This window comes from Burkholderia ubonensis subsp. mesacidophila (assembly GCF_002097715.1).
GTDB classification, from domain to species: Bacteria; Pseudomonadota; Gammaproteobacteria; order Burkholderiales; family Burkholderiaceae; genus Burkholderia; species Burkholderia mesacidophila.
Window position 1 is genome coordinate 2,429,252 of sequence record NZ_CP020737.1, and the last position, 25,449, is coordinate 2,454,700.

At 67.1% G+C, this 25,449-nt stretch carries 25 protein-coding genes and 1 pseudogene; 8 read left to right on the forward strand and 18 right to left on the reverse strand.

The window, feature by feature from the left end:
• Window positions 1–28: 28 nt before the first annotated feature.
• Window positions 29–310, reverse strand: a complete 282-nt coding sequence (locus B7P44_RS11380) for a DUF2917 domain-containing protein (protein ID WP_133118138.1) — start codon at window positions 308–310, stop codon at window positions 29–31.
• A 168-nt stretch (window positions 311–478) separates the two neighbouring features.
• On the opposite strand from B7P44_RS11380, the gene B7P44_RS11385 reads away from it, so the two are divergent.
• Complete coding sequence (locus B7P44_RS11385) at window positions 479–1,888, forward strand: aminotransferase-like domain-containing protein (protein WP_084904022.1); 1,410 nt, start codon at window positions 479–481, stop codon at window positions 1,886–1,888.
• Window positions 1,889–1,919: 31 nt separating this feature from the next.
• Here B7P44_RS11385 and B7P44_RS36300 read toward each other — a convergent pair whose 3' ends face one another.
• Window positions 1,920–2,330 (reverse strand): hypothetical protein, encoded by a 411-nt coding sequence (locus B7P44_RS36300; protein ID WP_157721062.1) that lies wholly within the window; start codon window positions 2,328–2,330, stop codon window positions 1,920–1,922.
• 59 nt (window positions 2,331–2,389) lie between these two features.
• Here B7P44_RS36300 and B7P44_RS36305 point away from each other — a divergent pair, with 59 nt between their 5' ends.
• The 3 genes from B7P44_RS36305 (at window position 2,390) to B7P44_RS11400 (ending at window position 7,291) form a co-directional block, all read left to right on the forward strand.
• A complete protein-coding gene (locus B7P44_RS36305) occupies window positions 2,390–2,986 on the forward strand; it encodes an MFS transporter (RefSeq protein ID WP_133118139.1) in 597 nt (198 codons plus the stop codon).
• 440 nt (window positions 2,987–3,426) lie between these two features.
• Window positions 3,427–6,039 carry a DNA mismatch repair protein MutS gene (gene mutS / locus B7P44_RS11395; RefSeq protein WP_084906608.1) on the forward strand — a complete coding sequence of 871 codons (2,613 nt, stop codon included), beginning with the start codon at window positions 3,427–3,429 and terminating at the stop codon, window positions 6,037–6,039.
• Window positions 6,020–7,291 (forward strand): metallophosphoesterase family protein, encoded by a 1,272-nt coding sequence (locus B7P44_RS11400; protein ID WP_084904025.1) that lies wholly within the window; start codon window positions 6,020–6,022, stop codon window positions 7,289–7,291. The genes mutS and B7P44_RS11400 overlap by 20 nt, the downstream gene beginning before the upstream one ends.
• On the opposite strand, the gene B7P44_RS11405 is transcribed toward B7P44_RS11400, so the two are convergent.
• The gene (locus tag B7P44_RS11405) at window positions 7,271–7,813 is read right to left on the reverse strand and encodes an FKBP-type peptidyl-prolyl cis-trans isomerase (protein ID WP_084904027.1); all 543 of its coding nucleotides are present in this window, start codon (window positions 7,811–7,813) and stop codon (window positions 7,271–7,273) included. The two genes, B7P44_RS11400 and B7P44_RS11405, sit on opposite strands and share 21 nt — an antisense overlap.
• Before the next feature lie 32 nt (window positions 7,814–7,845).
• Here B7P44_RS11405 and B7P44_RS11410 point away from each other — a divergent pair, with 32 nt between their 5' ends.
• Window positions 7,846–9,078: a cupin domain-containing protein gene (locus B7P44_RS11410; protein ID WP_084904030.1), complete on the forward strand. Its 1,233-nt coding sequence runs from the start codon at window positions 7,846–7,848 to the stop codon at window positions 9,076–9,078.
• Window positions 9,079–9,391: 313 nt separating this feature from the next.
• Here B7P44_RS11410 and B7P44_RS37125 read toward each other — a convergent pair whose 3' ends face one another.
• From B7P44_RS37125 to B7P44_RS11465, 11 genes are all read right to left on the reverse strand, one after another.
• A complete protein-coding gene (locus B7P44_RS37125) occupies window positions 9,392–9,574 on the reverse strand; it encodes a hypothetical protein (RefSeq protein ID WP_162296965.1) in 183 nt (60 codons plus the stop codon).
• 93 nt (window positions 9,575–9,667) lie between these two features.
• The gene (locus B7P44_RS11420; protein ID WP_084904034.1) at window positions 9,668–10,444 is read right to left on the reverse strand and encodes an MBL fold metallo-hydrolase; all 777 of its coding nucleotides are present in this window, start codon (window positions 10,442–10,444) and stop codon (window positions 9,668–9,670) included.
• 4 nt (window positions 10,445–10,448) lie between these two features.
• A complete protein-coding gene (bamC, locus tag B7P44_RS11425) occupies window positions 10,449–11,594 on the reverse strand; it encodes an NlpB/DapX family lipoprotein (protein ID WP_084904037.1) in 1,146 nt (381 codons plus the stop codon).
• Between the two features lie 109 nt (window positions 11,595–11,703).
• Window positions 11,704–12,609: a 4-hydroxy-tetrahydrodipicolinate synthase gene (gene dapA / locus B7P44_RS11430; protein WP_084904040.1), complete on the reverse strand. Its 906-nt coding sequence runs from the start codon at window positions 12,607–12,609 to the stop codon at window positions 11,704–11,706.
• Window positions 12,610–12,655: 46 nt separating this feature from the next.
• Entirely contained in the window at window positions 12,656–13,267 is a 612-nt protein-coding gene (locus B7P44_RS11435; RefSeq protein ID WP_084904042.1) for a class I SAM-dependent methyltransferase, read from the reverse strand.
• On the reverse strand, window positions 13,264–14,466 hold the full coding sequence (locus tag B7P44_RS11440) for a tryptophan--tRNA ligase (RefSeq protein ID WP_084904045.1): 1,203 nt from the start codon (window positions 14,464–14,466) through the stop codon (window positions 13,264–13,266). Before B7P44_RS11440 ends, B7P44_RS11435 begins: the two co-directional genes overlap by 4 nt.
• 8 nt (window positions 14,467–14,474) lie before the next feature.
• Complete coding sequence (locus tag B7P44_RS11445; RefSeq protein ID WP_084904048.1) at window positions 14,475–15,137, reverse strand: site-2 protease family protein; 663 nt, start codon at window positions 15,135–15,137, stop codon at window positions 14,475–14,477.
• Between the two features lie 54 nt (window positions 15,138–15,191).
• Window positions 15,192–15,824, reverse strand: a complete 633-nt coding sequence (locus B7P44_RS11450; RefSeq protein ID WP_084904051.1) for an L-threonylcarbamoyladenylate synthase — start codon at window positions 15,822–15,824, stop codon at window positions 15,192–15,194.
• Between the two features lie 73 nt (window positions 15,825–15,897).
• A complete protein-coding gene (locus tag B7P44_RS11455; protein ID WP_084904053.1) occupies window positions 15,898–16,728 on the reverse strand; it encodes a 3',5'-nucleoside bisphosphate phosphatase in 831 nt (276 codons plus the stop codon).
• A 95-nt stretch (window positions 16,729–16,823) separates the two neighbouring features.
• The gene (locus B7P44_RS11460) at window positions 16,824–17,714 is read right to left on the reverse strand and encodes an alpha/beta fold hydrolase (RefSeq protein WP_084904056.1); all 891 of its coding nucleotides are present in this window, start codon (window positions 17,712–17,714) and stop codon (window positions 16,824–16,826) included.
• Window positions 17,715–17,891: 177 nt separating this feature from the next.
• The gene (locus tag B7P44_RS11465) at window positions 17,892–18,749 is read right to left on the reverse strand and encodes a ferritin-like domain-containing protein (RefSeq protein WP_084906610.1); all 858 of its coding nucleotides are present in this window, start codon (window positions 18,747–18,749) and stop codon (window positions 17,892–17,894) included.
• A gap of 192 nt (window positions 18,750–18,941) precedes the next feature.
• Between B7P44_RS11465 and B7P44_RS11470 the strand changes: the two genes are divergently transcribed.
• The 3 genes and pseudogenes from B7P44_RS11470 (at window position 18,942) to B7P44_RS11480 (ending at window position 20,911) form a co-directional block, all read left to right on the forward strand.
• Window positions 18,942–19,466: a gamma carbonic anhydrase family protein gene (locus B7P44_RS11470; protein ID WP_084906612.1), complete on the forward strand. Its 525-nt coding sequence runs from the start codon at window positions 18,942–18,944 to the stop codon at window positions 19,464–19,466.
• A 25-nt stretch (window positions 19,467–19,491) separates the two neighbouring features.
• On the forward strand, window positions 19,492–20,442 hold the full coding sequence (hslO, locus tag B7P44_RS11475) for an Hsp33 family molecular chaperone HslO (protein ID WP_084904059.1): 951 nt from the start codon (window positions 19,492–19,494) through the stop codon (window positions 20,440–20,442).
• A gap of 132 nt (window positions 20,443–20,574) precedes the next feature.
• Window positions 20,575–20,911: pseudogene (locus B7P44_RS11480) on the forward strand (hypothetical protein).
• A gap of 87 nt (window positions 20,912–20,998) precedes the next feature.
• Here B7P44_RS11480 and ftsB read toward each other — a convergent pair.
• The 4 genes from ftsB to B7P44_RS11500 form a co-directional block, all read right to left on the reverse strand.
• Window positions 20,999–21,433, reverse strand: coding sequence for a cell division protein FtsB (ftsB, locus tag B7P44_RS11485; RefSeq protein ID WP_084904062.1), 435 nt, complete (start codon window positions 21,431–21,433; stop codon window positions 20,999–21,001).
• A gap of 81 nt (window positions 21,434–21,514) precedes the next feature.
• The gene (eno, locus tag B7P44_RS11490) at window positions 21,515–22,798 is read right to left on the reverse strand and encodes a phosphopyruvate hydratase (RefSeq protein WP_011885396.1); all 1,284 of its coding nucleotides are present in this window, start codon (window positions 22,796–22,798) and stop codon (window positions 21,515–21,517) included.
• 104 nt (window positions 22,799–22,902) lie between these two features.
• Window positions 22,903–23,757 (reverse strand): 3-deoxy-8-phosphooctulonate synthase, encoded by an 855-nt coding sequence (gene kdsA / locus B7P44_RS11495; protein WP_084904064.1) that lies wholly within the window; start codon window positions 23,755–23,757, stop codon window positions 22,903–22,905.
• A complete protein-coding gene (locus B7P44_RS11500) occupies window positions 23,754–25,415 on the reverse strand; it encodes a CTP synthase (RefSeq protein WP_084904067.1) in 1,662 nt (553 codons plus the stop codon). Before B7P44_RS11500 ends, kdsA begins: the two co-directional genes overlap by 4 nt.
• Window positions 25,416–25,449 lie beyond the last annotated feature (34 nt).

The window sequence follows — 25,449 nt, forward strand, 5'->3', positions numbered from 1 at the left end:
CGCTGGCGGCCGCCTCGAGCGTCCGCCGTCATCGTCCCCATAACAGCGTGCGCAGCCGCGATCCCGCCTGCGCACGCGTTGGCCGCTCCTCCGCGATCGCGACTTCGCTACCGCCGATCCCGCTCAGCCAGATCGTCGAATGCGGCGCGAGATCGAACGTCTCGTTCTCGCGCAGCCAGAAGTCGTTCAACAGGCCAGGCACCGTCAACCACACCATGCCGCGGCGCACGACCAGCGTCTGCCGCCCATCAGCGGTCCAGCGCGTCGGCGCACCGTCCTCTTCCAGTTGGAACGTCCGGATTTCCCGCATTTGGCCCTCCTTGTCACTCGACGCGACCGTCGCATTTCTGAAAGCCAACGGTGCTGATTATTCGACTAGAATGCGTGCGATGGAATGAACAGAACTGAACAATCACCTTCAAAGTGTTCAGCGATTCTCACTGAACACTTTGGTTGAGCTCCTTGACGGTGGTGTCCGATGAAACTTGCGCTCGATACGACGGCCGGCGTTCCGCTGACCGAGCAGCTGGCCAGCCAGCTCGAACAGATGATCCGCTCGCGGCATTTGCGCAGCGGCGTGAAGCTGCCGTCGATCCGCAAGATGGCGGCCGACCAGCAGATCAGCCGCTTCCCCGTCATCGAGGCGTACGATTTGCTCGCCGCCCGCGGGCTGATCCGGCCCCGCCACGGTTCCGGCTTCTATGTGACCGACCGGTTCGATGCCGACACCCACCCCGGCGGCACGGATCCGCGGGTCGCCGAGGAAGAATCGAGCCACATCCTTGGTCAATTCGCATCGATCGACGATCGCGTGAAACTGTCGAGCGGCTTCATGCCGGCGGCCTGGCGCGACGTCGACGGCATCGCGCAGGCGGTGCGCCACGTCGTGCGCAGCGACGCGGCGAACCTCGTCGACTACGCCCAGCCGCAGGGCGATCCGCTGCTGCGCCAGCAGCTGTGCCGGCACATTGCGCCGCTCGGCATCGACGCGCAGCCGCAGCAGATCCTCGTCACGCACAGCGCGAGCCAGGCGCTCGATCTCGTCGTGCGCCTGATGCTGAAGCCGGGCGACACGGTGTTCGTCGAGGATCCCGGCTACTTCAACCTGTTCGGCCTGCTGAAGCTGCATGGCGTGAAGCTCGTCGGCGTGCCCCGCCGCGCGACCGGGCCGGACGTCGAGATGGCCGAAGCGCTGCTGCGCGAACACCATCCGAAGCTGTTCTTCGTCAATACCGTGTTCCACAACCCGACCGCGACGAACGTCGCGCCGCAGGTCATGTTCCGGCTGCTGCAGCTCGCGCACCAGCACGGCTTCACGCTCGTCGAGGATGACGTCTACGCGGACTTCGAAGCAACGCCGTCGCAGCGGCTCGCGACGCTCGACCAGCTCGAGCGCGTGATCTATCTCGGCGGGTTCTCGAAGACGCTGTCGTCGTCGCTGCGGATCGGCTACCTGGCCGCGCGGCCCGACCTGATCAAGCATCTCGTCGACCTGAAGGCGCTCACCAGCATGGGCGGCGCGCGGATCGCGGAGAGCATCGTCGCGCTGCTGCTCGAGCGCGGCACGCACCGCAAGCATCTGGAGCGGCTGCGCAGGCGCCTTGCGCACGCGTCGGCCTACGCGGTCGCGCGGTTGCGGCAGGCGGGATGGGAAGTCTACGAGCAACCGAGCGGCGGGATGTTCGTGTGGGCCTGCGTGCCGGGCGTGGACGATTCCGCGCGGCTCGTCGATGCCGCACGCACGTTCGGGCTCGATCTCGCGCCGGGACGAGACTATCGGCCGAACGGAGAGGCGACGCCGTGGGTCCGGCTCAACGTGGCGGCGGCGAGCGACCCGCTGGCAGAGCCGTTCATCGAGGCGGCGGCGCAGTTCGGGCGAGTGAACTGACGGGCATGCTGGTGCAGCGTAACGGCGCGGACTATCGCCACCCGCACGCGCGCCCAGAGCCGCTCCATAGTATGGCCGCGACCGGCGCGACTCGCGGATCGCCATGAAACAACACGATTCCTATCGCGCCCTGCTCGACATCCCGGGTTTGTCGCCTTTGCTCGTCGCAGCGACCTTCTCGCGCCTTGCCGGACGGATGTTCGTCCTGACGCTGGTTCTTTTTGTCCTGGCGCGGTTTTCGTCGCCCGAGCTGGCCGGATGGCTGACGTTCGCTGCAATCGTACCCGGCTTGGTCGTCAGCCCTGTTGCGGGCGCGACCCTCGATCGCGTCGGGCCGACAACGGCTGTCCGGATCGACTTCATCGCCAGCGCCATCTTCGTTGCGGCTGTCGGCGGCGATCTTGCTGATCGCCACCACATACGCCGGCGCAGCGGTATTCATGTCGTTCGTTCCGCACCTGTCCGGACTGGCCCGCGCCCAAGCCTCGATCTGGCAGCAGGATGGTTGCCGGGCAACCAACGCTTCGAGGACTCGCGATTTCCTATTCGTTGCACCAGGTCACTTGGGGCGCGCTCATCGTGGTCGTCCCGACATTTGTCGCCGAGCACTTCTCCAAGGGCGCAGCCAGTTCGATTGCCGGCCTGATGTGGGCCGCGGTCGGCGTCGCAGGCGGAGTCGGCGCGTTGCTTGCCAGTCATCTGCGTACAGTCGGCCGGGAGCGTCGAATCATGGCCGTCGGCATGGCTGCGACCGCAGCCGCCGCGTGGCCCGTTGCAGGCGAGTTCGGACTCGGCGGGCTGGTCGCCGCGCTGATCGTCGTCGGCGTTGCATCCGGCCCGATAGACGTCGCGTTGCTGACGCTGCGCCAGAGGCGAACGGACCCTCGGCAACTCGGCCGTGTGATGTCCATCTCGATGAGCCTGAATGTGGCGGGGTTTCCAATCGGATCCGCCATTGCCGGAACGTTGATCACCACTTCAACTTCATCTTCGCTCGCGCTGATGGTGGCGGGCATCGCCTCCGTGATGGCCGCACTCGCGACGTCGGCCATCCCGCACGAGATCACCCAGGCCCAGGCCGGGAAAGAGCCCGGTTAGCGATCGTCGGCGCCCGATCGCATCGGGACGCCACGCGTGCCTGCCCGCGAGACGCTCCGGCCTCGCGCGAACCACCCATCCCGACGTTGGTCGATCGGATAGCAGCTCGCAACGCACGCGCCATGTAAACTGTGGCCTATTGCACACCGGTTCCAACAGGCCGGTCACGACCCTATCGAGGGTTCGGCGCCGCCGCTTTCATGAATCCGGCCGATTCACGGCAAGCAGCCGGCGGCCGCGGATGAACCCCGGACATGTGCGGGACGCACGCTATCCCGCCCAAAACCAACCGATTACGCTCATTTTTGATGGAAAACACGCCCGTCAGTCACGAAACCCCAATGGACTCGACATCGCTCAAAGGCACGCCCGCCGCGGCCGCGAGCGATACGCAGTCGGCAGCGGCCCGAGCCGTCGCCGGGCTCGAAAACCATACGCCGATGATGCAGCAGTACCTGCGCATCAAGGCCGACCACCCCGACACGCTCGTCTTCTACCGGATGGGCGATTTCTACGAACTGTTCTTCGACGATGCGGAAAAGGCCGCGCGCCTGCTCGACCTGACCCTGACACAGCGCGGCGCATCGGGCGGCAATCCGATCCGGATGGCCGGCGTGCCGCACCACGCGGTCGAGCAGTACCTCGCGAAGCTCGTCAAGATGGGCGAATCGGTTGCGCTCTGCGAACAGATCGGCGACCCGGCCACGTCGAAGGGCCCCGTCGAGCGCAAGGTCGTGCGCGTCGTCACGCCGGGCACGCTGACCGACGCCGCGCTGCTGTCCGACAAGAGCGACGTCTACCTGCTCGCGATGTGCACGGGCCACAACAAGCGCGGCGTCGCGGTCAACATCGGCCTCGCGTGGCTCAACCTCGCCAGCGGCGCGCTGCGCCTCGCGGAGATCGAACCCGACCAGCTCGGCGCCGCGCTGGAGCGCATCCGGCCGGCCGAGATTCTCGCGGCGGACGCGTCCGCTGACGCGATGCCCGCCGGCGCGGGCGCGCTCAAGCGCGTGCCGGCCTGGCATTTCGACATCGCGGCGGGCACGCAGCGCCTGTGCGACCAGCTCGACGTCGCGAGCCTCGACGGATTCGGCGCGCACTCGCTGACGAGCGCCTGCGGCGCCGCGGGCGCGCTGCTCCTGTATGCGGCGGCCACGCAAGGCCAGCAGCTGCGGCACGTGCGCAGCCTGAAGGTCGAGAACGAAACCGAATACATCGGGCTCGATCCGTCCACGCGCCGCAACCTCGAGCTGACCGAGACGCTGCGCGGCACCGAATCGCCGACGCTGTATTCGCTGCTCGATACCTGCTGCACGACGATGGGCAGCCGCCTGCTGCGCCACTGGCTGCACCATCCGCCGCGCGCGTCCGTCGCCGCGCGGTCGCGCCAGCAGGCGATCGGCGCGCTGCTCGACGCGCCCGCGAACGCGAGCCTCGATGCGCTGCGCAGCGCGCTGCGCCAAATCGCCGACGTCGAACGGATCACCGGCCGCCTCGCGCTGCTCTCCGCGCGGCCGCGCGACCTGTCGAGCCTGCGCGACACGTTCGCCGCGCTGCCGGCGCTGCGCGAGCGCATCAGCCAGATCGTCGGCAACGCGGACGCGATCGCCCGCCTCGACGCCACGCTGGCGCCGCCCGCCGAATGCCTGGACCTGCTGACGAACGCGATCACCCCCGAGCCGGCGGCGATGGTGCGCGACGGCGGCGTGATCGCGCGCCGCTACGATGCGGAGCTCGACGAGCTGCGCGACATCTCGGAAAACTGCGGCCAGTTCCTGATCGACCTCGAAGCGCGCGAGCGCGCCCGCACCGGCATCGCGAACCTGCGGGTCGAGTACAACAAGGTGCACGGCTTCTACATCGAAGTCACGCGCGGGCAGACCGACAAGGTGCCGGACGACTACCGCCGCCGCCAGACGCTGAAGAACGCCGAACGCTACATCACGCCCGAGCTGAAGACCTTCGAGGACAAGGCGCTGTCCGCGCAGGAACGGGCGCTCGCGCGCGAGCGCGCGCTGTACGACGCGGTGCTGCAGGCGCTGCTGCCGTTCATTCCCGAATGCCAGCGCGTCGCGTCCGCACTCGCGGAACTCGACCTGCTCGCCGCGTTCGCCGAGCGCGCCCGCGCACTCGACTGGGTCGCCCCCACGTTCACCGACGAGATCGGCATCGACATCGAGCAAGGCCGGCATCCGGTCGTCGAGGCGCAGGTCGAGCAGTTCATCGCGAACGACTGCAAGCTCGGCACGGAACGCAAGCTGCTGCTGATCACCGGCCCGAACATGGGCGGTAAGTCGACGTTCATGCGGCAGACCGCGCTGATCGCGCTGATGGCCTATGTCGGCAGCTACGTGCCGGCGAAGTCCGCGTGCTTCGGCCCGATCGACCGGATCTTCACGCGGATCGGCGCGGCGGACGATCTCGCCGGCGGCCGCTCGACGTTCATGGTCGAGATGACCGAGGCGGCGGCGATTCTCAACGACGCGACGCCGCAAAGCCTCGTGCTGATGGACGAAATCGGCCGCGGCACGTCGACGTTCGACGGCCTCGCGCTCGCGTGGGCGATCGCGCGGCACCTGCTCGCGCACAACGGCTGCTACACGCTGTTCGCGACGCACTACTTCGAACTGACGCAGCTGCCGGCCGAATTCCCGCATGCGGCCAACGTCCACCTGTCGGCGGTCGAACACGGTCACGGCATCGTGTTCCTGCACGCGGTCAACGAAGGCCCCGCCAACCAGAGCTACGGGCTGCAGGTTGCGCAGCTCGCAGGCGTTCCGGCGCCGGTGATCCGTGCGGCGCGCAAGCATCTCGCATATCTCGAGCAGCAATCGGCCGCGCAGCACACGCCGCAACTCGACCTGTTCAGCACGCAGCCGGCTGCCGACGACCTCGAATGCGCGGACGCGCCGGTGACGCCGAGCGCGCCCCACCCTGCGCTCGAAAAACTGCGCGACATCGACCCCGACGACCTGAAACCGCGTGAAGCGCTCGACCTGCTGTACGAGCTGCGCGCGCTCGCCCAGTCGCACGATGCCGACGGGCACGCGTAAGCGCGCGGCAGCCGGCCGGCTCGCGCACGTCGCGCTCGCCGCGGCGACGGCGCTCGCGCTTTCCGGCCCGCTCGCCCAGGCTGCTCCCGCGAAGCGCGCCGGCGCGCCCTATTCGTTCGCGGTCGTCTCCGGCGTGATCGCATCGCCTGCGGACGAGGTCGCCGCGCAGCGGATGCTCGAGGCGATGGCGCGCGAGCGCAACCTTGCGTTCGTCGTGTATGCGGGGGATCTGAAGGGAGCGAAGGAAGCGTGCCGCGATGCGCTGTACACGCAACGCGGCGCGATTCTCGACGCGTCGCGCGCGCCGCTCGTGTTCGTGCCCGGCCACGACGACTGGGTCACCTGCAACACGGCGGCGGGAGGCGGCTACGACCCGGTCGAACGGCTCGACTTCCTGCGGCAGACGCTGCTCGCCGATGCGGCGCTGCCCGATCCGGGCGCGCTGCAGATCACGCGCGAGAGCGAAGTCGCGCGTTTCCGGCCGTATCGCGAGAACGCGCGGTGGGTGCGCGACGACATCGTGTTCGTCGCGCTCAACGCCCCCGCGCCGAACAATCACTTCCTGACGGCCGGCGGCCGCAACGGCGAGTTCGAGGATCGCATCGTCGCGAACGGATTCTGGATCGATCATGCAGCCGAATACGCGAAGCGGCGCGACGCGCGCGCGCTGGTCGTGATCTTCGAAGGCGACCCGAAATTCGACCGCTACGAGCGCGCGGAACGCTTCGCGTGGCTGCGCTTCAACCGCCCGCGCGTGCGCGACGGTTTCCGCGAACTAAAGCGCACCCTGGTCAAGGCGGCCGCCACCTTCCGAGGTCCGATACTCGTGATTCATGCGAGCGGCGAGCCTCTGGCGAACGGCTACGTCATCGACCGTCCGCTGCGTGCCGACAACGGGGAACTCGTAGGCAACCTGACGCGCGTCGCGATCGGACCGCGCCAGCCTGCAAATCAATGGGTGAAGGTCGGCGTGTCGCCCGCGCGGCAGACGCTATTCAATGTCAGCCTGCAGGACGTGCCGAAAAACCTGCCGGTGCCGCCGGCCTTGCCGGCCGCACCGCACGACGATGTCCCGCTCCCGCAGATGCCGGAGATCCCGGCCCTGCCTGCGCTGCCGGACGCCTCGTCGGTCGCGCCGCCGCTGCCGGGCGACAGCGGGGCGCCGAATGGCGCATCAGGCCCCGCGCCGGCGCCCTACTACGCGGCTCCGACGCAAGGCGCGCCCGCCAGCTCAGTGCAGCGTGCGCCCTGACGGCTCGCCGTCCTCGTCGTCCTCGTCCTCGTCGACGATTTCGAGCCCTTCCGCGCCGTGCGCGTGCTCATGCTCGATCTCGTCCTCGGTGGCCTCGCGGACGTCCTTCACGGTCAGCGAGAAACGCAGCGCCATGCCGGCGAGCGGATGGTTGCCGTCGAGCACGACCTTGTCTTCCGCGATGTCGGTGACCGTGTAGATCAGCGAGTCGATCTCTTCGTCGGCGTCCTCCGGCGTGCCTTCGAACTGCATGCCCACTTCGAGCGGCTCGGGAAAACGGTCGCGCGGCTCGATCTTCACGAGCTCGGGGTCGTAGTCGCCGAACGCGTCCTCCGGCTCCAGCTGGATCTGCGCCTGGTAACCCGGCTCATGGCCGTCAAGCTGTTCCTCGATCTTGGGGAACGTGCCATCATAGCCGCCGTGCAGATAGACCATCGGCTCGTCGCTTTCCTCGATCAGATTGCCTTGCGCATCCGACAGCTTGTAAGTGACCGACACGACGGTGTTTTTTGCGATTTTCATCCAATTCTCCCAAATACAACTCTCATTATACGATGCGCAAACGGTCTCAAGCCGAACCGCTGGACGGCGCAGCCGCCGCGGTCGGCGCGCCGCCACCCGATCTTCCCACGCCGCTGCTCGGCGGCCTCACGCCGGCGCAATTCATGCGCCGCTACTGGCAAAAGAAACCGCTGCTGATCCGCCAGGCGATCCCCGGCGTGACGTCCCCCGTCTCGCGCGACGCACTGTTCGAGCTGGCGGGCGACTACGACGCCGAATCGCGCCTGATCACGCACTTTCGTAACAAGTGGCAACTGGCGCACGGCCCGTTCGACGACGACGCGCTGCCGCCCGTCACGCGCAAGGCCTGGACCCTGCTGGTGCAGGGGCTCGACCTCCACGTCGACGCCGCGCGCGCGCTGCTCGACCGCTTCCGCTTCATCCCGGACGCGCGCCTCGACGACCTGATGATCTCGTATGCGACTGAGGGCGGCGGCGTCGGCCCCCATTTCGATTCGTACGACGTATTCCTGCTGCAGGTCGAGGGCAAGCGCCGCTGGCGCATCGGCGCGCAGCAGGACCTGTCGCTGCAGCCAGGCGTGCCGCTCAAGATCCTCGAGCATTTCGAACCGAGCGACGAATGGGTGCTCGAGCCAGGCGACATGCTCTACCTGCCGCCGCACATCGCGCACGACGGCATCGCCGAAGGCGAATGCATGACCTGCTCGATTGGCTTCCGGGCTCCGTCCGCCGGCGAACTGGGCGCCCAGTTCCTGTATTACCTCGCGGAGCGCGGCGGCCTGCGCAGCGGCGTGCGCGGCGACGACCTCTACCGCGATCCGAAGCAGCCCGCCGTCGAGACGCCGGCGCACCTGCCGCCGGCGATGGTCGAACGGGTCGCGGCGATTGTCAACGGCATCAAGTGGCGCGAACAGGATGTCGCCGAATTCCTCGGCTGCTACCTGAGCGAGCCCAAATCTAACGTCGTATTCGACCCGCCCGCGCGCGCGCTTTCCGAGGCAGCGTTCGTCGCGCAGGCTGCGCGGCGCGGCGTATCTCTCGACAGACGCGCCGCATTGATGTATAACGCGCGCTCGTACTTCATCAACGGCGAGGAAGGACCACTCGATCAGGCCGCCAATTGGCTGCCCGAGCTGGCCAATCAGCGTCGGATGGAGGCGAAACGGTTTGTAACACTATCCCGGGATCCCTCCATGACAGCCTTGCTGCACGAGTGGTATTGTGCGGGCTGGATACGGGTTGGAGCCGGAATTAGTGTGAGTTGACCCGTATGCCCATGCGAATCAAATTTTGTATGGGAAAGACAACGTATTGACCCCGCATTTGTCGACGGTCGATAGGAAAGTGCATATAATTTCCGCCCAAGCCGTAGGGAAGATTCACGCTCTAGAAGTGCGTCTCCACCAGCGGCCCAGGTCGGTGTTGGAGCACATTACCGGTATTGTTTCGCGCTGTTGCTTACCCTTTAACCATAAAAGGACGTGATCATGAAGAAATCCCTCCTCGTAGCTTCCCTGTTGGCTGCTGTTGCACTGGCTGCTTGCAACAAGAGCGCAGACCAAGCTGCTGCGCCGGCTGCTAGCGACGCTGCTGCTGCCGCTTCGTCGGCTGCTTCGGCAGTTGCTGGTGCTGCGAGCGACGCAACGGCTGCTGCTTCGTCGGCAACGGCTGCTGCGAGCGACGCAGCTGCTGCTGTGGCGTCGGCTGCTTCGGCAGCGACGGCTGCTCCGGCTTCGGGCGCAAGCCAGTAAGCCTCAGCATCAGCTGAAAAAAAACCGGCCCTCGGGCCGGTTTTTTTACGTCTGCACGTTTTGACATCCGCAGGCGTCCGCTCTAGGCCGCAGGCCCGCCCTCCTACGTCAATGCCAGCCAGTCGAAGCCCGCTTCCTGCGTGGCGACGACCACCTCGCTCCCGTCCGTGCCCAGCACGCCCGCAAACCCCTGGCGGGCCAGTTCCGGCAGGTTGTTCTGCTGACTCAGGTGAGCCGCCACGAGATGCTGCAGCCGGCTGCGTTCGAGCGACGCAAGGATGCCCGCCGCCGCGTCGTTGCTCAGGTGCCCGTGGCTGCCGCCGATCCGCGCCTTCAGCGACTGCGGATAGCGGCTCGCGGCCAGCATCGCGGTATCGTGGTTCGATTCCAGCACCAGCGCGTCGCAGCCGCTCAGGACGGCCGTGATGTGCGGCGTGGACCCGCCCACGTCGGTCAGCACGCCGAGGCGGTGGCAGCCGTCCATGAACACGAACTGGAGCGGCTCCCGCGCGTCGTGCGGGACCGTGTACGGCAGGACCGCCAGATCGCGTATCTGGGCCGTCTCGTCGCCCCACAGGACGTGGAGTTCGACGTCCGCTTCGTCCGCGCCGACCGCTCGCGCGGTGCCCCAGCTCATGTAAAGCGGCAACGACGCGCGCCGGGCGAGCGTCAACGCGCTGCCGACATGGTCGCTGTGTTCGTGGGTGATGAGGATCGCATCGAGATCGTCGATGCCGAGATGCAGACGGCCGAGCCGGCGCTCGACCTCCTTGGCGGAAAAGCCGCAGTCGAGCAGCACGCGGGTGGTGGTCGCGCCGCTCGCGGCTTCGACCACCAGTGCGTTGCCTTCGCTGCCGCTTCCGAGGCTGGCGAATCGCACGCGCTTAGTTCAATTGCGCGTGAAGCAGCGAGATGATCCGCTGGGCGTCCGACGAGTTGTCGATCTGGCCGTTCGCGTCGACTACCGCGACCTGCGTGCCGCCACCGCCCTGCGCACGCACGTTGACGACGAATTCCTTGCCCGGCTTCGCCGCCGACGGGCCGCCGTAGAACAGCTTGCCGAACAGGCCGTCGCGCTTCAGCTCTTCCATCGAATTCGCGTAGCGCACGTAGTACATGCCCTTCTCGCGGTCGCGGTTGTCGACCGTGAAGTTGGTGCGATCGAGCGCGAGGCCGACGCGCAGCCATGCGCGGTCGAACGATTCGGCAAGCTGCAGCGTCGCCGTGCCGGCGCTCGCGGCGCTGACCTGCGCGGGCGCCGTCGACGGCCGCGCGTCGGTCAGCAGCTGTTTCGCCTGCGTTTCGGACAGGCCGAACTTCTGCATCAGCTTCGTCAGGAACACCGCCTCCAGCACCGGGTTGCGCGGACGCTCCTCCCAGCGCGACGACGTACCGCCCTGCGGGCCGACCATCATTTCCTCCATCGCGCTGTGCGTGATCGAGATGTCGGTGTTGCCGTCCGCCGTGCGGTTCACGAGCGTGCGGAAGCGGTCGCGCGTGCCGGACGAATACACGAAATCGACGACCTTGCCGATCGTGCGGCGGAACCAGTCGTCGGGAATGTTCGCGCGGTTCTCCGCCCAGTCGGTGGCCATGATCCCCGTCGACGGCGCGTCGGTCTTCAGCGAGAAGCCGTTGTCCTGCCAGAAATCCTTCAGGATCGGCCAGAGCTGCTCCGGCGTGCGGCCGTCGACGACGAGCCAGCGGCGGTCGCCGTCGCGTTCGACGTGCATGCCGAACGGATCCTGCGCGCTCGGCACGCCGTCCGTCGCGGTGCCGGCTGCCGTCGTCGCACGCGGAGGCAGCGTGCCGAGGCCGGCATTGACCGGCGGCGCGACGAACTGCTGGCTCGTCGGCACCGGCTTCAGGTCGCTCGGCACCGCGAGCGGCGGCGCTGAACCGGTGTTCTTGTAGTTGACCTTGTCGGGGGCCAGATAATCGTTCAGCGTATCGCAGCCGGCGAGCGCGCCCAGCGCAAGCGCCACCACCGAAACCTGGATGGCGCGAGAGGAAAAGGCGAAACGTTTCATGAAATCCTTCGTCTTGCTAGAACGCTCGTCAGGAGCGGCGCCGGACGGAGCCGGCCGGTGCGGGTTGATCAGGGAATGAATCGGCGGACGGTGCCCGTCCGCCGCGCCATCAGGCCAGGACGCCGGCTTCGACGAGCGCCGAGCGCACCGCGTCGTGGCACCGTTCGTCAAGCGGCGTGAGCGGCAGGCGGATGCCGCCCTGCATCTTGCCCATCGCCTGCAGCGCCCACTTCACCGGAATCGGATTCGCCTCGATGAACAGGTTCTTGTGCAGCGACAGCAGCTGCATGTGCAGTTCGCGCGCCGTCTTCACGTCGCCTGCCAGCGCCGCGCGGCACAGCGCGCTCATCGCGCGCGGCGCGACGTTCGCCGTCACCGAGATGTTGCCGTGGCCGCCCAGCAGCATCAGCGCGATCGCGGTCGGATCGTCGCCGCTGTAGATCGCGAAATGCGCCGGCGCGGCCTTGATCAGCTGCGCGGCGCGATCGATGTTGCCGGTCGCTTCCTTCACGCCGATGATGCCCGGCACCTCCGCGAGACGCAGCATCGTCTCGTTCGACATGTCCGCGACCGTGCGGCCCGGCACGTTGTACAGGATCACCGGCAGATCGATCGCCTCGGCAATCGCCTTGAAGTGGCGATACATCCCTTCCTGCGTTGGCTTGTTGTAGTACGGCACGACCTGCAGCGTCGCGTCCGCGCCGACCGCCTTCGCGTGCTTCGTCAGCTCGATCGCCTCGGCGGTCGAATTGCCGCCCGCGCCGGCGATGATCGGAATGCGCTTGGCCGCGTGCTCGACCGCGGTGCGGATCATCAGGATGTGTTCTTCGACGTTGAGCGTCGCCGACTCGCCACTCGTGCCGACCACGACCAGCGCGTCGGTGCCTTCTTCGATGTGCCAGTCGATCAGCTTGCGAAACGCCGGCAGATCGAGACTGCCGTCTTCGAGCATCGGGGTGACGATCGCGGGGATGCTGCCGCGGATTTGAATGCCGTCTTGGGTGCCGTTAGCCATGAAACGCGATTGAATATGAATCGGTAAACGTTGAGATTGTAGCGGATTAGCCGGGCAGTTCGTAACGCGGAATACCCGCCTCCGACCCCGTGGCCGCGCCCTCGCGCACCGCGCAGATGCGCTGGACGAACGCCGCGCGCGGCGCAGCGACGAAGCCGTCTTCGTACCCCACCACGCGCAGGCGGCCGCGCACAGCTTCGAGCAGTTCGCCCGGCGCGAGCAGGAACGCAGGGTTCGACGGCTTGCCGACCGTTTCGTTTCCTCGCGCGAAGGTTTCGTAGACGAGCACGCCGCCCGGCTCGAGCGCATCGAGCAGATGGGGCCAGAGCGGACGATGCAGATAATTCGTGACGACCACGGCCGCAAACCGCTCGCCGGCCGGCAGCGGCCACGGTGCGCCTTCCAGATCGGCGTCGCGGGCGTCCACGCCGGGAAGCGCACGCAACGCGGCGAGCGCGGCCGGATCGCGTTCGAGCGCGACGACCGGATGCCCGTGCGCGGCAAACCAGCGCGCATGCCGCCCGCCGCCCGCGGCGACGTCCAGCACCGCGCCGCCGGCCGCGATCAGCGGCGTCCAGCCGGCGACCCAGCGCGACGGCTCGGTCGACGCGCCGTGCCCGCCGCCGGCGGACACGGCCGGTTCATGTGTGCCGTTCACGTGTACGACAGGCCCATCGCGTCGCGCACGTCGCGCATCGTCTCCGTCGCGTACTTGCGCGCCTTGTCGCAGCCGTCCGCGACGATTGCGCGCAGCAGCGACGGATCGTCCATGTACTTCTGCGCGCGCTCGAGCATCGGCTGCTGTTCGCGCAGGATGCCTTCGACCACCGGCTGCTTGCAGTCGAGGCAGCCGATGCCAGCCGAACGGCAGCCCTTCTGCACCCACTCGTGGGTCGCCTCGTCCGTATAGACCTGGTGCAGCTGCCACACCGGGCACTTGTCCGGATCGCCCGGATCGGTGCGGCGCACGCGCGCCGGGTCGGTCGGCATCGTGCGGACCTTCTTCGTGATCGTCTCCGCGTCCTCGCGCAGGCCGATCGTGTTGCCGTACGACTTCGACATCTTCTGGCCGTCGAGGCCCGGCATGCGGGACGCTTCGGTCAACATCGCCTGCGGCTCGACGAGGATGATCTTGCGCGCGCCTTCGAGATAGCCGAACAGGCGCTCGCGGTCGCTCATCGACAGGCTCTGCGATTCCTGCAGCATCGCGCGCGCCTGTTCGAGCGCCTCGTCGTCACCCTCCTGCTGATACGCGATGCGCAGCTCGTGATACAGCTTCGCGCGCTTGCCGCCGAGCTTCTTCGCGGCTTCGAGCGCCTTCTCCTCGAAGCCCGGCTCACGGCCGTACAGGTAGTTGAAGCGGCGCGCGATCTCGCGCGTCATCTCGACGTGCGGCACCTGGTCCTCGCCGACCGGCACGAGCGAGCCGCGGTACAGCAGGATGTCCGCCGCCATCAGCACCGGATAGCCGAGGAAGCCGTAGGTCGACAGATCCTTGTCCTTCAGCTTCTCCATCTGCTCCTTGTAGGTCGGCACGCGCTCGAGCCAGCCGAGCGGCGTGCTCATGCCGAGCAGCAGCGCGAGCTCAGCATGCTCGGGCACCTTGCTCTGGATGAACAGCGTCGCCTGCGCCGGGTCGATGCCGGCCGCGAGCCAGTCGATCAGCACGTCCCACACGTTCTTCTCGATGACCTCGGGCGTCTCGTAGTGCGTCGTCAGCGCATGCCAGTCGACAACGCAGAAGAAGCACGGGTACTCGGACTGCAGCTTCACCCAGTTTTTCAGCACGCCGTGATAGTGGCCGAGGTGCAGCGACCCGGTGGGCCGCATGCCGGAGAAAATACGATCTGGGAACATGATTGTCGTTAGAAAAGCGAGGCGAAAGGAGTCAGGATGGCCGCCACCACGCGATAGCCCACGTTGACGAGCGGACGCAGCCAGAAATTCGTCAGCACGCCTGTCGCGACCAGCAACAGGACGATGATGAAACCGTACGGCTCGATGCGTGACAGCGCGATCGATTGCTTCGGCGGCAGCAGCGCCGCCAGGATGCGGCCGCCGTCGAGCGGCGGCAGCGGGAACAGGTTCAGCACGCCGAGCACGAGGTTCACGCTGACGCCGGCGAGCGCCATGCGCGCGAAGAACGGCTCGTCGACGTGCGCGGCGGCGAGCACGATGCTCAGCACGCCCCACAGCAGCGCCTGCACGAAATTGCACGCGGGGCCGGCCAGCGACACCCATAGGCTGCCCCAGCGCGGATCGCGCAGGTTGCGGAACGCCACCGGCACCGGCTTCGCGTAGCCGAACAGGAACGCGCCGCCGGTCAGGAAATACATCACGAGCGGGATCGCGATCGTACCGATCGGGTCGATGTGGCGCATCGGATTGAACGATACGCGCCCCATCATGTAGGCGGTGTTGTCGCCCAGAAGGCGTGCGGCGTAGCCGTGCGCGGCCTCGTGCAGCGTGATCGCGAAGATCACGGGCAGCGCGTAGACGGCGATGGTCTGTATCAGGTTAGCGTCCATATCGCGTTATTGTAACAAGCGCAATCGCACGGACACGGAAGGAACGGCGCTGGCTCACGCCGCCGTCAGCCCGAACGGCTCGAGCGGCCCGCGGCCCGCGCGCACGAGCTGCGGCTCCTCGGCCGTCAGGTCGATCACCGTCGACGGCTCGCGCGGGCACGCGCCGCCGTCGATCACGAGATCGACCTGCTTCTCGAGCCGCGCGCGGATGTCCTCCGGGTCGTTGAGCGGCTCCTCTTCGGGCGGCAGGATCAACGTCGTGCCGAGCAGCGGCTGGCCGAGCGATTCGAGCAGCGCAAGCGTGATCGCATGCTCCGGCACCCGCAGCCCGATCGTCTTGCGCGAAGGATGCGACAGCCGCCGCGGCACCTCCTTCGTCGCCTGCAGGATGAACACATACGGGCCGGGCGTCACGGACTTGATCAGCCGGTACTGCCGGTTGTCCACCATCGCGAAGTTCGCGAGTTCCGACAGGTCGCGCACCAGCAGGGACAGGTGCTGCTTTTCGTCGAGGCCGCGGATGCGGCGCACGCGCTCGACCGCATCCTTGTCGTCAAGGTGGCACGCGAGCGCATAGCTGGAGTCGGTCGGCATCGCGACCACGCCCCCCTTGTTGACGATCTCCACCGCCTGCTTGATCAGGCGCGGCTGCGGATTATCCGGATGAATCCTGAAGAACTGGGACATGGGGACGGGTAAAGAGGGATTGAACGGGGGGCGCGCCGCGCAGGCGACGCGCGCGGCCGGCCGCCGCGGGACGTCAGAGCCAGCGTTCCCAGACCGGCTTCAGGTCGGACGGCAGCGGCGGCAGGCTGCCCAGCTCGATGCGCCCTTCTCCGGGCGCGTGAAAATCCGAGCCGCACGATACTTCGAAGCCGAAGCGGCGCGCGACGTCCGCATATTCGCGATACTGGTCCGGCGTATGGCTGCCGGTCACAACCTCGATCGCGCGGCCGCCGAGGTCGATGAATTCGCCAAAGAACGCGTCGAACTCGACCGGCGTGTAGCGATAACGTCCCGGATGCGCGACGACCGCCTCGCCGCCCGCGCCGCGGATCCACTGCACCGCATCGGACAGCTTCGCCCAGCGATGCGGCACGAAGCCGGGCTTGCCGTCGCCGAGCAACCGGTCGAAGACGTCCGACGTCGATTCCGCGTGCCCGTTCTCGACGAGGAAGCGCGCGAAATGCGTGCGCGAGATCAGGTCGGGATTCGACACGTATTTCAGCGCGCCGTCGTATGCGCCCGGAATGCCGAGCTTCTCGAGCTGCGCGGCGATCGCCTGCGCGCGGCCCGCGCGGCCGTGGCGCGTGCGATACAGGCCGTCGACGAGCGCCGGATTTGCCGGATCGATGTTCAGGCCGACGACGTGCACCGTGCGCGACGCCCAGGTCACGGAAATCTCGACACCGCTCAGGTAGCGCATGCCGAGCGCCTCCGCCTCGCTGCGCGCCGCCGCCTGGCCGCCCAGCTCGTCGTGATCGGTGAGCGCCCAGAGGGTCACGCCGCCGGCATGGGCGCGGCGCGCGACATCGACAGGCGACAGCAATCCGTCGGAGACATTCGAATGGCAGTGGAGATCAGCGTTCATCGTAGGCATCGGAGGTGAAGCTTCATTCTACTGCAATGCGGCATTCCGCCGCCGCCCCTCCCCCTTACCGTCCGGCCGCGCGCCGGCCGCAAACGCTATGCGCAGAACGCCTCGATCAGCGCCGCGATCTGCTCAGGCTGGTCGTGGTGAACCATGTGGCCGGCATCTTCGACAAGCTTTTCGCGCCAGTCCGGGAACGCCCTGAAGCGCGCCTTGAACTCCGGCAGCGGGATGTCTCCGGCCAGATAGGCGAGCGTCGGCGAATCGACCGCCTCGACATGCAGCACCTTCGCGCGCACCTGCGCCCAGGTCGCCATCACTTCGTCGAGCCGGTACAACAACGGCCCGTCCATCTTGTGCGCGGGATCGGCCAGCAGATGGAAGCGCCCGTCGTCGCCCCGCTTCGACCAGTGCGCGGCCAGGAACGCCGCGCGGCGCGGCTCGAGCCGCGGATTGGTCTTGATCAGGCGGGCGGCCACCTCGTCGAGCGATGCGTAGGGCTTCAGCGCCGGCGGCGCGCACAGTCCGTCGAGCCAGCCGCGCAGCCGGCCCGGCGCCTGCTCGGCCCGCGCCGGGGCCAGGCCGAAACCCTCGAGGTCGACGACGCGCCGCACGCGCTCCGGCCGCGCGCCGGCATACAGGCACACGACGTTCGCGCCCATGCTGTGCCCGACCAGGTTAGCCTGGCCGGTCGGCGCATAGTGGTCCAGCAGCGCATCGAGATCGGCGATGTATTCATGGAACCAGTAATGACCGCCGCCCTGCCGCGCCACCGGCCAGTCGGACAGGCCGAAGCCGCGCGCGTCCGGCGCGATCACCTGCCAGTCGCCCGCCAGCGCGTCGACGACGAACTGGAACGACGCGGCGACGTCCATCCAGCCGTGCAGCATGAACAGCGTCGGCGCATCCGGCCGGCCCCAGCGCCGGACATGCAGCCTGACGCCGTGAACCGTGACGAAATCGGAAACAGAACTCGTGGCAGTCATGGCAGCCGTCAAAAAAAGAATGGTCGTTCGATTATAACGATGCTGCTGCGCGGGCGCGTGCCGCAATCGTCACGCGTGTCGAGGCACTCCTCTAGGCTAGGCGCCGCGCATCGCGCGTCGCGACGGTCGGCGTCCGCGCAACCAGCGCCGCTCCTGCCCGACGGGTGATACCCTCGATCAGGCCCCATCCCGCGCCGCGGCCTCGTCCTGCGCCGCAAGCGCGTCCAGTTCGGCGGGCTCGAACCCGGCGCTGCGACGCGCATCGAAATTGAACGGGCCGCGCAAGCGCGGCGCGCGGTACTGTTCGGCCAGTTGCCGGTAGGTCGGCACCGGGTCGCGGCCGGCCTCGACGCACAAATGGCGGAACCAGCGGTTGCCGATCGCGACGTGGCCGATTTCGTCGCGCAGGATCACGTCGAGGATCGCGGCCGACGCATGGTCGCCCGCCTGCGCGAGCCGCGCGCGGATCGGCGGCGACGCGTCGAGGCCACGCGCCTCGAGCGTGCGTGGCACGAGCGCCATGCGGGCAAGCACGTCGCCCGCCGTGCGCTCGCACATCTCCCACAGCCCGTTGTGCGCGGGGAAATCGCCGTACGCGTGACCGAATTCGGCGAGCCGGCCGGCCAGCAGCGAAAAGTGATACGCCTCTTCGGCGGCGACCTTCAGCCAGTCCGCGTAGAACGCGTCCGGCTGGCCGCCAAAGCGCCACACCGCATCGAGCGCCAGATTGATCGCGTTGAATTCGATATGCGCGAGCGCGTGCAGCAGCACCGCCCGGCCTTCCGGCGAGCGCATGCTGCGCCGCTCCAGCTGGCGCGGCTCGACCAGCGCGGGGCGCGCCGGACGCCCGGGCAATCCGGCCGGCTCCGGCAGTGCGAGCGACGGATCGATCGTTGCCTGCCCGGCCAGCAGCGCGTCGTACAGCGTGCGCACCCGAGCAGCCTTCGCGGCCGGCTCGGGTGTGCGCAGGGCGTCGAGCGCCGCGCGGCGCACGCAGGTCTGCGCGTCGGAATCGAGGGAAGAAAAAGGCACCATGTTCATGACCGGGGGCACCGCTGAATGCGCGTCGGGAGCCGCCGCGCGCAACGGTTTACAATACGCGCCTGTGCTGCGGCGACAGGCGCGGCGCGAAACGCGTCATTTTACCGGCGCCTACCGAACGATACCGCTTTGCATGGGCCCGGACTCGGCGCGAAAGCGCCAGGTCCGCTCGACAAAGGAGACAATGTGACGATCTACAAGCTGGGCGACACTGCCCCGACCATCCACGAAAGCGTGTTCGTCGCCGATACGGCGGCCATCATCGGCAAAGTCGTACTCGAGGAAAACGCGAGCGTGTGGTTCGGCGCGACGCTGCGCGGCGACAACGAGCCGATCACGGTCGGCGCGGGCAGCAACGTGCAGGAAGGCGCGGTGCTGCACACCGACCCCGGCTATCCGCTGACGATCGCCGCGAATGTGACGATCGGGCACCAGGCGATGCTGCACGGCTGCACGATCGGCGAAGGCTCGCTGATCGGAATTCAGGCGGTGGTCTTGAATGGTGCGGTGATCGGCCGCAACTGTCTGGTTGGCGCCGGCGCGGTCGTGACGGAGGGCAAGACGTTTCCGGACAATTCGCTGATTCTCGGCGCCCCCGCGAAAGTGGTGCGCGAGCTGTCGGCCGAAGACGTCGCGCGGCTGCAGGCGAATGCGAAGACGTACGTCGACCGGCGTGCGCACTTCAAGGAGCAACTCGTGCGGATCGGCTGATCCGCGCGGAATTCAAGGAACAAGAGTGAGCGACCAGTTACAGAAATTCATGTTCAACGCGGCGCCCGTGCGCGGCGAGATCGTTTCGCTGCGCAACACGTGGCAGGAGGTGCTGACCCGCCGCGACTACCCGGCCCCCGTGCGCACGGTGCTCGGCGAGATGATGGCCGCATGCGCGCTGCTGTCGGCGAACCTGAAATTTCACGGCACCCTCGTCATGCAGATCTTCGGCGACGGGCCGGTGAAGATGCTGGTCGTGCAGTGCAGCTCGGATCTGTCGATGCGCGCGACCGCGAAGTTTTCCGGCGACGTGGCACAGACGATCGCGGACGACGTCCGCTTCGCCGATCTCGTCAACGCGAGCGGCCATGGGCGCTGCGTGATCACGCTCGACCCGGCCGACAAGCAGCCGGGCCAGCAGCCGTACCAGGGGATCGTGCCGCTCAACGGCGAACACGGGTCGCTGGAGTCGATCGCGCAGGTGCTCGAGCATTACATGCACCACTCGGAGCAGCTCGATACGCGCCTGTGGCTCGCCGCCGATCGCGACCGCGCGGTCGGCATGCTACTGCAGAAGTTGCCGGGCGACGGCGGCATCGTGCCGCGCGCCGCGGAAACCGATGTCGATACGTGGGAGCGCGTGTGCACGCTCGGCGGCACGCTGTCCGCCAAGGAACTGCTCGAGGTCGAGCCGGACGTCGTGTTCCGCCGGCTGTTCTGGCAGGAGAACGTCCAGCACTTCGACCCGGCCGGCACGCGCTTCGAGTGCACGTGCTCGCGCGAGAAGGTCGGCGCGATGCTGAAGATGCTCGGCCAGGAAGAAGTCGACAGCGTGATCGTCGAACGCGGTCACGTCGAAATCCATTGCGAATTCTGCAACCAGCGCTACGAGTTCGATCCCGTCGACGTCGCGCAGCTGTTTGCCGCGCCCGAACTCGCGAGCGGCATGACGCCTGCCGCCGAGCAGCGTCACTGAGCCGCGCGCCCGCGCGCCCGCGCACCCGCCGGCGCGCGGGCGCGCGGGCGCGCGGGCGCATAATGAACGACGCACGTGCGTCGAGCGCGCCACCCCGCCTCTCGGGTCGCCGGCGCGCCGCTGGAGAAGGACATGAATCGCCTGTTTCGCCCCCTGTTGCTGACGAGCGCCGCAGCCGGCATGCTCGTCCTCGCCGGTTGCGCGGTGCAGCCGGCCTCCACGATCCTGAGCCGCCTGCCCGAACAACACGCGTCCGGCCAGCCAGTCACGTTGACGTCCGCCGAGCGCAAGCGCTACGACGAGATCGACCGGCAGGTGCTGCGCGAACAGGACGACGCGATCGCGACCGAAGCCGCGATTCGCGCGTGGTCGTACTACACGCCGCCGCCCGTCACGTACTATGGCGGCTATTACGGCGGCGGGTGGGGGCACGGGGTTCAGCTACGGCTATCCGGGCTGGTGGTGGTAAGGCCTTCAGCGGTTCGATTGCCGACCGGCAGGAAATAAAAAAGCGCGGCATTTCCCGCGCTTTTTCAATGGGCTCGCATCACCGCAATCAGTGATGCGGCTGCTTCCCCTTCTCGCCGGCGTGGTGCCGCGACGGCTTCGCCATCGACTGCGGATTCGGCACGACGCGCACCGGCGCCGCCGAGACTTCGCCGCGCGTCGACGTGCTCGACAGCATGTTGGCGGCGGGCGCCGCCTGCGCGGCCTGCGCGTTCGGCGACACGAACTGCACGAACACCTCGCCGTCCTTCACCATGCCCATCTCGTAGCGCGCGCGCTCCTCGATGGCCGCCGTGCCGCCCTGCAGATCCTGCACTTCGCCCGCGGTCCGCTCATTGCGCAGCTTTTCGTCGGCGTTCTTCTGCAACTGGCTGTCGAGCTGCTGACGCAACTCGTGCACACGCAGCCAGCCGCCATGCCCCCACCATAGGGGGTACTGAATAAGCGCCAGCAAGGCAATCAGGACGACAGTGACAAGCCGCATGTAGGAGACGCAGATATAAGAAGCGCCGCTCCACGTATCACGCAGAGCGGCGTCGAAGCAAACCAGCCCGATAGTAGCGCGTTAGCGCAGGTTATAGAACGCCGACTTGCCCGGGTAGCTCGCGATATCGCCGAGATCTTCCTCGATGCGCAGCAGCTGGTTGTACTTCGAGATGCGGTCGCTGCGCGACAGCGAACCCGTCTTGATCTGGCCGGCGTTCAGGCCGACCGCGATGTCCGCGATCGTCGAATCTTCCGTTTCGCCCGAGCGGTGCGAGATCACGGCCGTGTAGCCCGCGCGCTTCGCCATCTCGATCGCCGCGAACGTTTCGGTCAGCGTGCCAATCTGGTTGATCTTGATGAGGATCGAGTTCGCGATGCCCTTCTCGATGCCTTCCTTCAGGATGCGCGTGTTGGTGACGAACAGGTCGTCGCCGACGAGCTGCACCTTCTTGCCGAGACGTTCGGTCAGCAGCTTCCAGCCGTCCCAGTCGCCTTCGTGCATGCCGTCCTCGATCGACACGATCGGGAACTTGTCGGCGAGCGTCGCGAGGTAGTCGGTGAACTCGGCCGACGACAGTTGCAGGCCTTCGCCCGCGAGCTGGTACTTGCCGTCGTGGTAGAACTCGGATGCCGCGCAGTCGAGCGCGAGCAGCACGTCCTCGCCCGCACGGTAGCCGGCCTTCTCGATCGCCTGCAGGATCGTCGACAGGCACTCGTCGTTGCTGCCGAAGTTCGGCGCGAAGCCGCCTTCGTCGCCCACCGCCGTGCTCATGCCGCGGTCGCTCAGGATCTTCTTCAGCGCGTGGAACACTTCCGCGCCGCAACGCAGGGCTTCACGGAACGTCGGCTGGCTCACCGGGACGATCATGAATTCCTGGATGTCGAGGCTGTTGTTCGCGTGCGCGCCGCCGTTGACGATGTTCATCATCGGCACCGGCAGTTGCATCGCGCCCGAACCGCCGAAGTAGCGGTACAGCGGCAGGCCGGCTTCTTCAGCGGCGGCCTTCGCGACGGCCATCGACACGGCCAGCATCGCGTTTGCGCCGAGGCGCGACTTGTTGTCGGTTCCGTCGAGCTCGAGCAGCGTCTTGTCGAGGAACGCCTGTTCCGACGCGTCGAGGCCCATGATGGCTTCGGAGATCTCGGTGTTGATGTGCTCGACCGCCTTCAGCACGCCCTTGCCGTTATAGCGGCCGGCTTCGCCGTCGCGCAGTTCGATCGCTTCACGCGAGCCGGTGGACGCGCCCGACGGCACCGCCGCGCGGCCCATCGTGCCCGATTCGAGCAGCACGTCGCATTCGACGGTGGGGTTGCCGCGCGAATCCAGAATCTCGCGGCCGATGATATCTACGATTGCACTCATGGGTTTCCTCTGAGAATGACGATGGATTCTTCATCCTGCGACGGCGCATGCGCGAAAGCCGCTTTCGCTACAGACGCGCGAAGCCGCCGCAGGTTCATACGTTCTTAGTTGAAATCGTTTTCCAGGAACGGGTTGCGCTTCACCGCCTGGTCCAGCGTGACGAGCGTCTCCAGCAGCGCGCCCATCCGGTCGAGCGGCACCGCGTTCGGGCCGTCCGACTTCGCTTCCGCCGGCTTCGGGTGCGTTTCCATGAACAGGCCCGCGACGCCCGTGGCGACCGCCGCGCGCGCGAGCACCGGCACGAACTCGCGCTGGCCGCCCGAGCTCGTGCCCTGCCCGCCCGGCAGCTGCACCGAGTGGGTTGCGTCGAACACGACGGGCGAGCCCGTCTCGCGCATGATCGCGAGCGAACGCATGTCCGACACGAGGTTGTTGTAGCCGAACGAAACGCCGCGCTCGCACGCCATGAAGCGGTCTTCCGACAACCCTGCTTCGCGGGCCGCTTCACGCGCCTTGTCGATCACGTTCTTCATGTCGTGCGGCGCGAGGAACTGGCCCTTCTTGATGTTGACGGGCTTGCCCGAGCGCGCGCACGCGTGGATGAAGTCGGTCTGGCGGCACAGGAACGCGGGCGTCTGCAGCACGTCGACGACCGACGCGACCGTCTCGATCTCGTCGATCGAGTGCACGTCGGTGAGCACCGGCAAGCCGAGCTGGCGCTTCACCTCGGACAGGATGCGCAGCCCCTCGTCCATTCCGAGGCCGCGGAACGACTTGCCCGAGCTGCGGTTCGCCTTGTCATAGGACGACTTGTAGATGAACGGGATGTTCAGCTGCTCGCAGATTTCCTTCAGGCGGCCGGCCGTGTCGATCGTCATCTGTTCGGATTCGACGACACAGGTGCCCGCAATCAGGAAGAACGGCTTGTCGAGACCGACCTCGAAATCGCACAGCTTCATGCTTTCACTCCGGCGCGCGCCTGCTGGTTGGCCAGCGCAGCTTCGACGAACGACTTGAACAGAGGATGACCGTCACGCGGCGTGGACGTGAATTCCGGGTGGAACTGCACGCCGACGAACCACGGGTGCATCGAGCGCGGCAGTTCCATCATTTCCGGCAGGTCCTCGCTCGGGGTACGCGCGCTGATGATAAGGCCGCCGCTTTCGAGCTGGGGCACGAAGCGGTTATTGACTTCATAACGGTGGCGGTGACGCTCGTTCACATCCTTGCCGTAGATCTCTTCCGCGAGCGTGCCGGGCTTGATCGGGCAGCGCTGCGAGCCGAGACGCATCGTGCCGCCGAGGTCGGAGTCCTCGGTGCGCTTCTCGATCTTGCCTTCGCGGTCGTACCACTCGTTGATCAGCGCGACGACGCGTTCCGGCGTCTCCTGATCGAATTCGGTGCTGTTCGCCTGCTTCAGGCCGACGACGTCGCGCGCGAACTCGATCACCGCGAGCTGCATGCCGAGGCAGATGCCGAGGTACGGCACCTTCGCCTCGCGCGCAAAGCGGATTGCCGCGATCTTGCCTTCCGTGCCGCGACGGCCGAAACCGCCCGGAACGAGCACCGCATCCAGGTGCTTCAGGCTGTCGACGCCGTTCGCCTCGATCTCTTCCGAGTCGATGTACTCGATGTTGACCTTCGTCGACGTGTGGATCGACGCATGGCGCAGCGCTTCGATCAGCGACTTGTACGACTCGGTCAGGTCGACGTACTTGCCGACCATGCCGATCGTCACTTCGTGCTTCGGGTGCTCCAGCTTCTCGACGAGCTCGGACCAGATCGCGAGGTCGGCGTCGTGCGGCGACAGCTTCAGCTCCTCGCAGATGATCCGGTCGAGGCCCTGGTCGTGCAGCATCTGCGGAATCTTGTAGATGCTGTCGGCGTCCCACACCGAGATCACGGCGTCTTCGGGCACGTTCGAGAACATCGAGATCTTCTTCGATTCGTCGTCGGGGATAGGGCGATCCGCGCGGCACAGCAGCACGTGCGGCAGGATGCCGATCTCGCGCAGCTTCTGCACGCTGTGCTGGGTCGGCTTCGTCTTCAGCTCGCCGGCCGTCGCGACGTACGGCACGAGCGTCAGGTGCACGAAGCACGCGCTGTTGCGGCCGAGGCGCAGGCTCATCTGGCGCGCCGCCTCGAGGAACGGCAGCGACTCGATGTCGCCGACCGTGCCGCCGATCTCGACGATCGCGACGTCCGGCTCGCCGCAGGTGGCCGACGCGGCCCCGCGCTCGATGAACGCCTGGATCTCGTTCGTGATGTGCGGAATCACCTGCACGGTCTTGCCGAGATAGTCGCCGCGGCGTTCCTTGCGGATCACCGATTCGTAGATCTGGCCGGTCGTGAAGTTGTTGGCCTTGCGCATCTTCGTGCTGATGAAGCGCTCATAGTGGCCGAGGTCGAGGTCGGTTTCCGCACCGTCTTCCGTCACGAACACTTCGCCGTGCTGGAACGGACTCATCGTGCCGGGGTCGACGTTGATGTACGGATCGAGTTTGAGGAGGGTGACTTTCAGACCGCGCGATTCGAGGATCGCGGCGAGAGAGGCGGCGGCAATACCCTTGCCGAGGGAAGAAACTACGCCGCCGGTGACGAAAACATATTTGGTCATCGCTGGATGCTCGCGGGAAAAACGGATTATACCG

Bases quoted from the DNA above. Each gene is read 5' to 3' on its own strand.
- B7P44_RS11380 (WP_133118138.1), bottom strand. From the start codon at position 310: ATGCGGGAAATCCGGACGTTCCAACTGGAAGAGGACGGTGCGCCGACG.
- B7P44_RS11385 (WP_084904022.1), top strand. From the start codon at position 479: ATGAAACTTGCGCTCGATACGACGGCCGGCGTTCCGCTGACCGAGCAG.
- B7P44_RS36300 (WP_157721062.1), bottom strand. From the start codon at position 2,330: ATGAATACCGCTGCGCCGGCGTATGTGGTGGCGATCAGCAAGATCGCC.
- B7P44_RS36305 (WP_133118139.1), top strand. From the start codon at position 2,390: ATGGTTGCCGGGCAACCAACGCTTCGAGGACTCGCGATTTCCTATTCG.
- mutS (WP_084906608.1), top strand. From the start codon at position 3,427: ATGATGCAGCAGTACCTGCGCATCAAGGCCGACCACCCCGACACGCTC.
- B7P44_RS11400 (WP_084904025.1), top strand. From the start codon at position 6,020: ATGCCGACGGGCACGCGTAAGCGCGCGGCAGCCGGCCGGCTCGCGCAC.
- B7P44_RS11405 (WP_084904027.1), bottom strand. From the start codon at position 7,813: ATGAAAATCGCAAAAAACACCGTCGTGTCGGTCACTTACAAGCTGTCG.
- B7P44_RS11410 (WP_084904030.1), top strand. From the start codon at position 7,846: ATGCGCAAACGGTCTCAAGCCGAACCGCTGGACGGCGCAGCCGCCGCG.
- B7P44_RS37125 (WP_162296965.1), bottom strand. From the start codon at position 9,574: ATGCTGAGGCTTACTGGCTTGCGCCCGAAGCCGGAGCAGCCGTCGCTG.
- bamC (WP_084904037.1), bottom strand. From the start codon at position 11,594: ATGAAACGTTTCGCCTTTTCCTCTCGCGCCATCCAGGTTTCGGTGGTG.
- dapA (WP_084904040.1), bottom strand. From the start codon at position 12,609: ATGGCTAACGGCACCCAAGACGGCATTCAAATCCGCGGCAGCATCCCC.
- B7P44_RS11440 (WP_084904045.1), bottom strand. From the start codon at position 14,466: ATGTTCCCAGATCGTATTTTCTCCGGCATGCGGCCCACCGGGTCGCTG.
- B7P44_RS11445 (WP_084904048.1), bottom strand. From the start codon at position 15,137: ATGGACGCTAACCTGATACAGACCATCGCCGTCTACGCGCTGCCCGTG.
- B7P44_RS11450 (WP_084904051.1), bottom strand. From the start codon at position 15,824: ATGTCCCAGTTCTTCAGGATTCATCCGGATAATCCGCAGCCGCGCCTG.
- B7P44_RS11455 (WP_084904053.1), bottom strand. From the start codon at position 16,728: ATGAACGCTGATCTCCACTGCCATTCGAATGTCTCCGACGGATTGCTG.
- B7P44_RS11460 (WP_084904056.1), bottom strand. From the start codon at position 17,714: ATGACTGCCACGAGTTCTGTTTCCGATTTCGTCACGGTTCACGGCGTC.
- B7P44_RS11465 (WP_084906610.1), bottom strand. From the start codon at position 18,749: ATGGTGCCTTTTTCTTCCCTCGATTCCGACGCGCAGACCTGCGTGCGC.
- ftsB (WP_084904062.1), bottom strand. From the start codon at position 21,433: ATGCGGCTTGTCACTGTCGTCCTGATTGCCTTGCTGGCGCTTATTCAG.
- eno (WP_011885396.1), bottom strand. From the start codon at position 22,798: ATGAGTGCAATCGTAGATATCATCGGCCGCGAGATTCTGGATTCGCGC.
- kdsA (WP_084904064.1), bottom strand. From the start codon at position 23,757: ATGAAGCTGTGCGATTTCGAGGTCGGTCTCGACAAGCCGTTCTTCCTG.
- B7P44_RS11500 (WP_084904067.1), bottom strand. From the start codon at position 25,415: ATGACCAAATATGTTTTCGTCACCGGCGGCGTAGTTTCTTCCCTCGGC.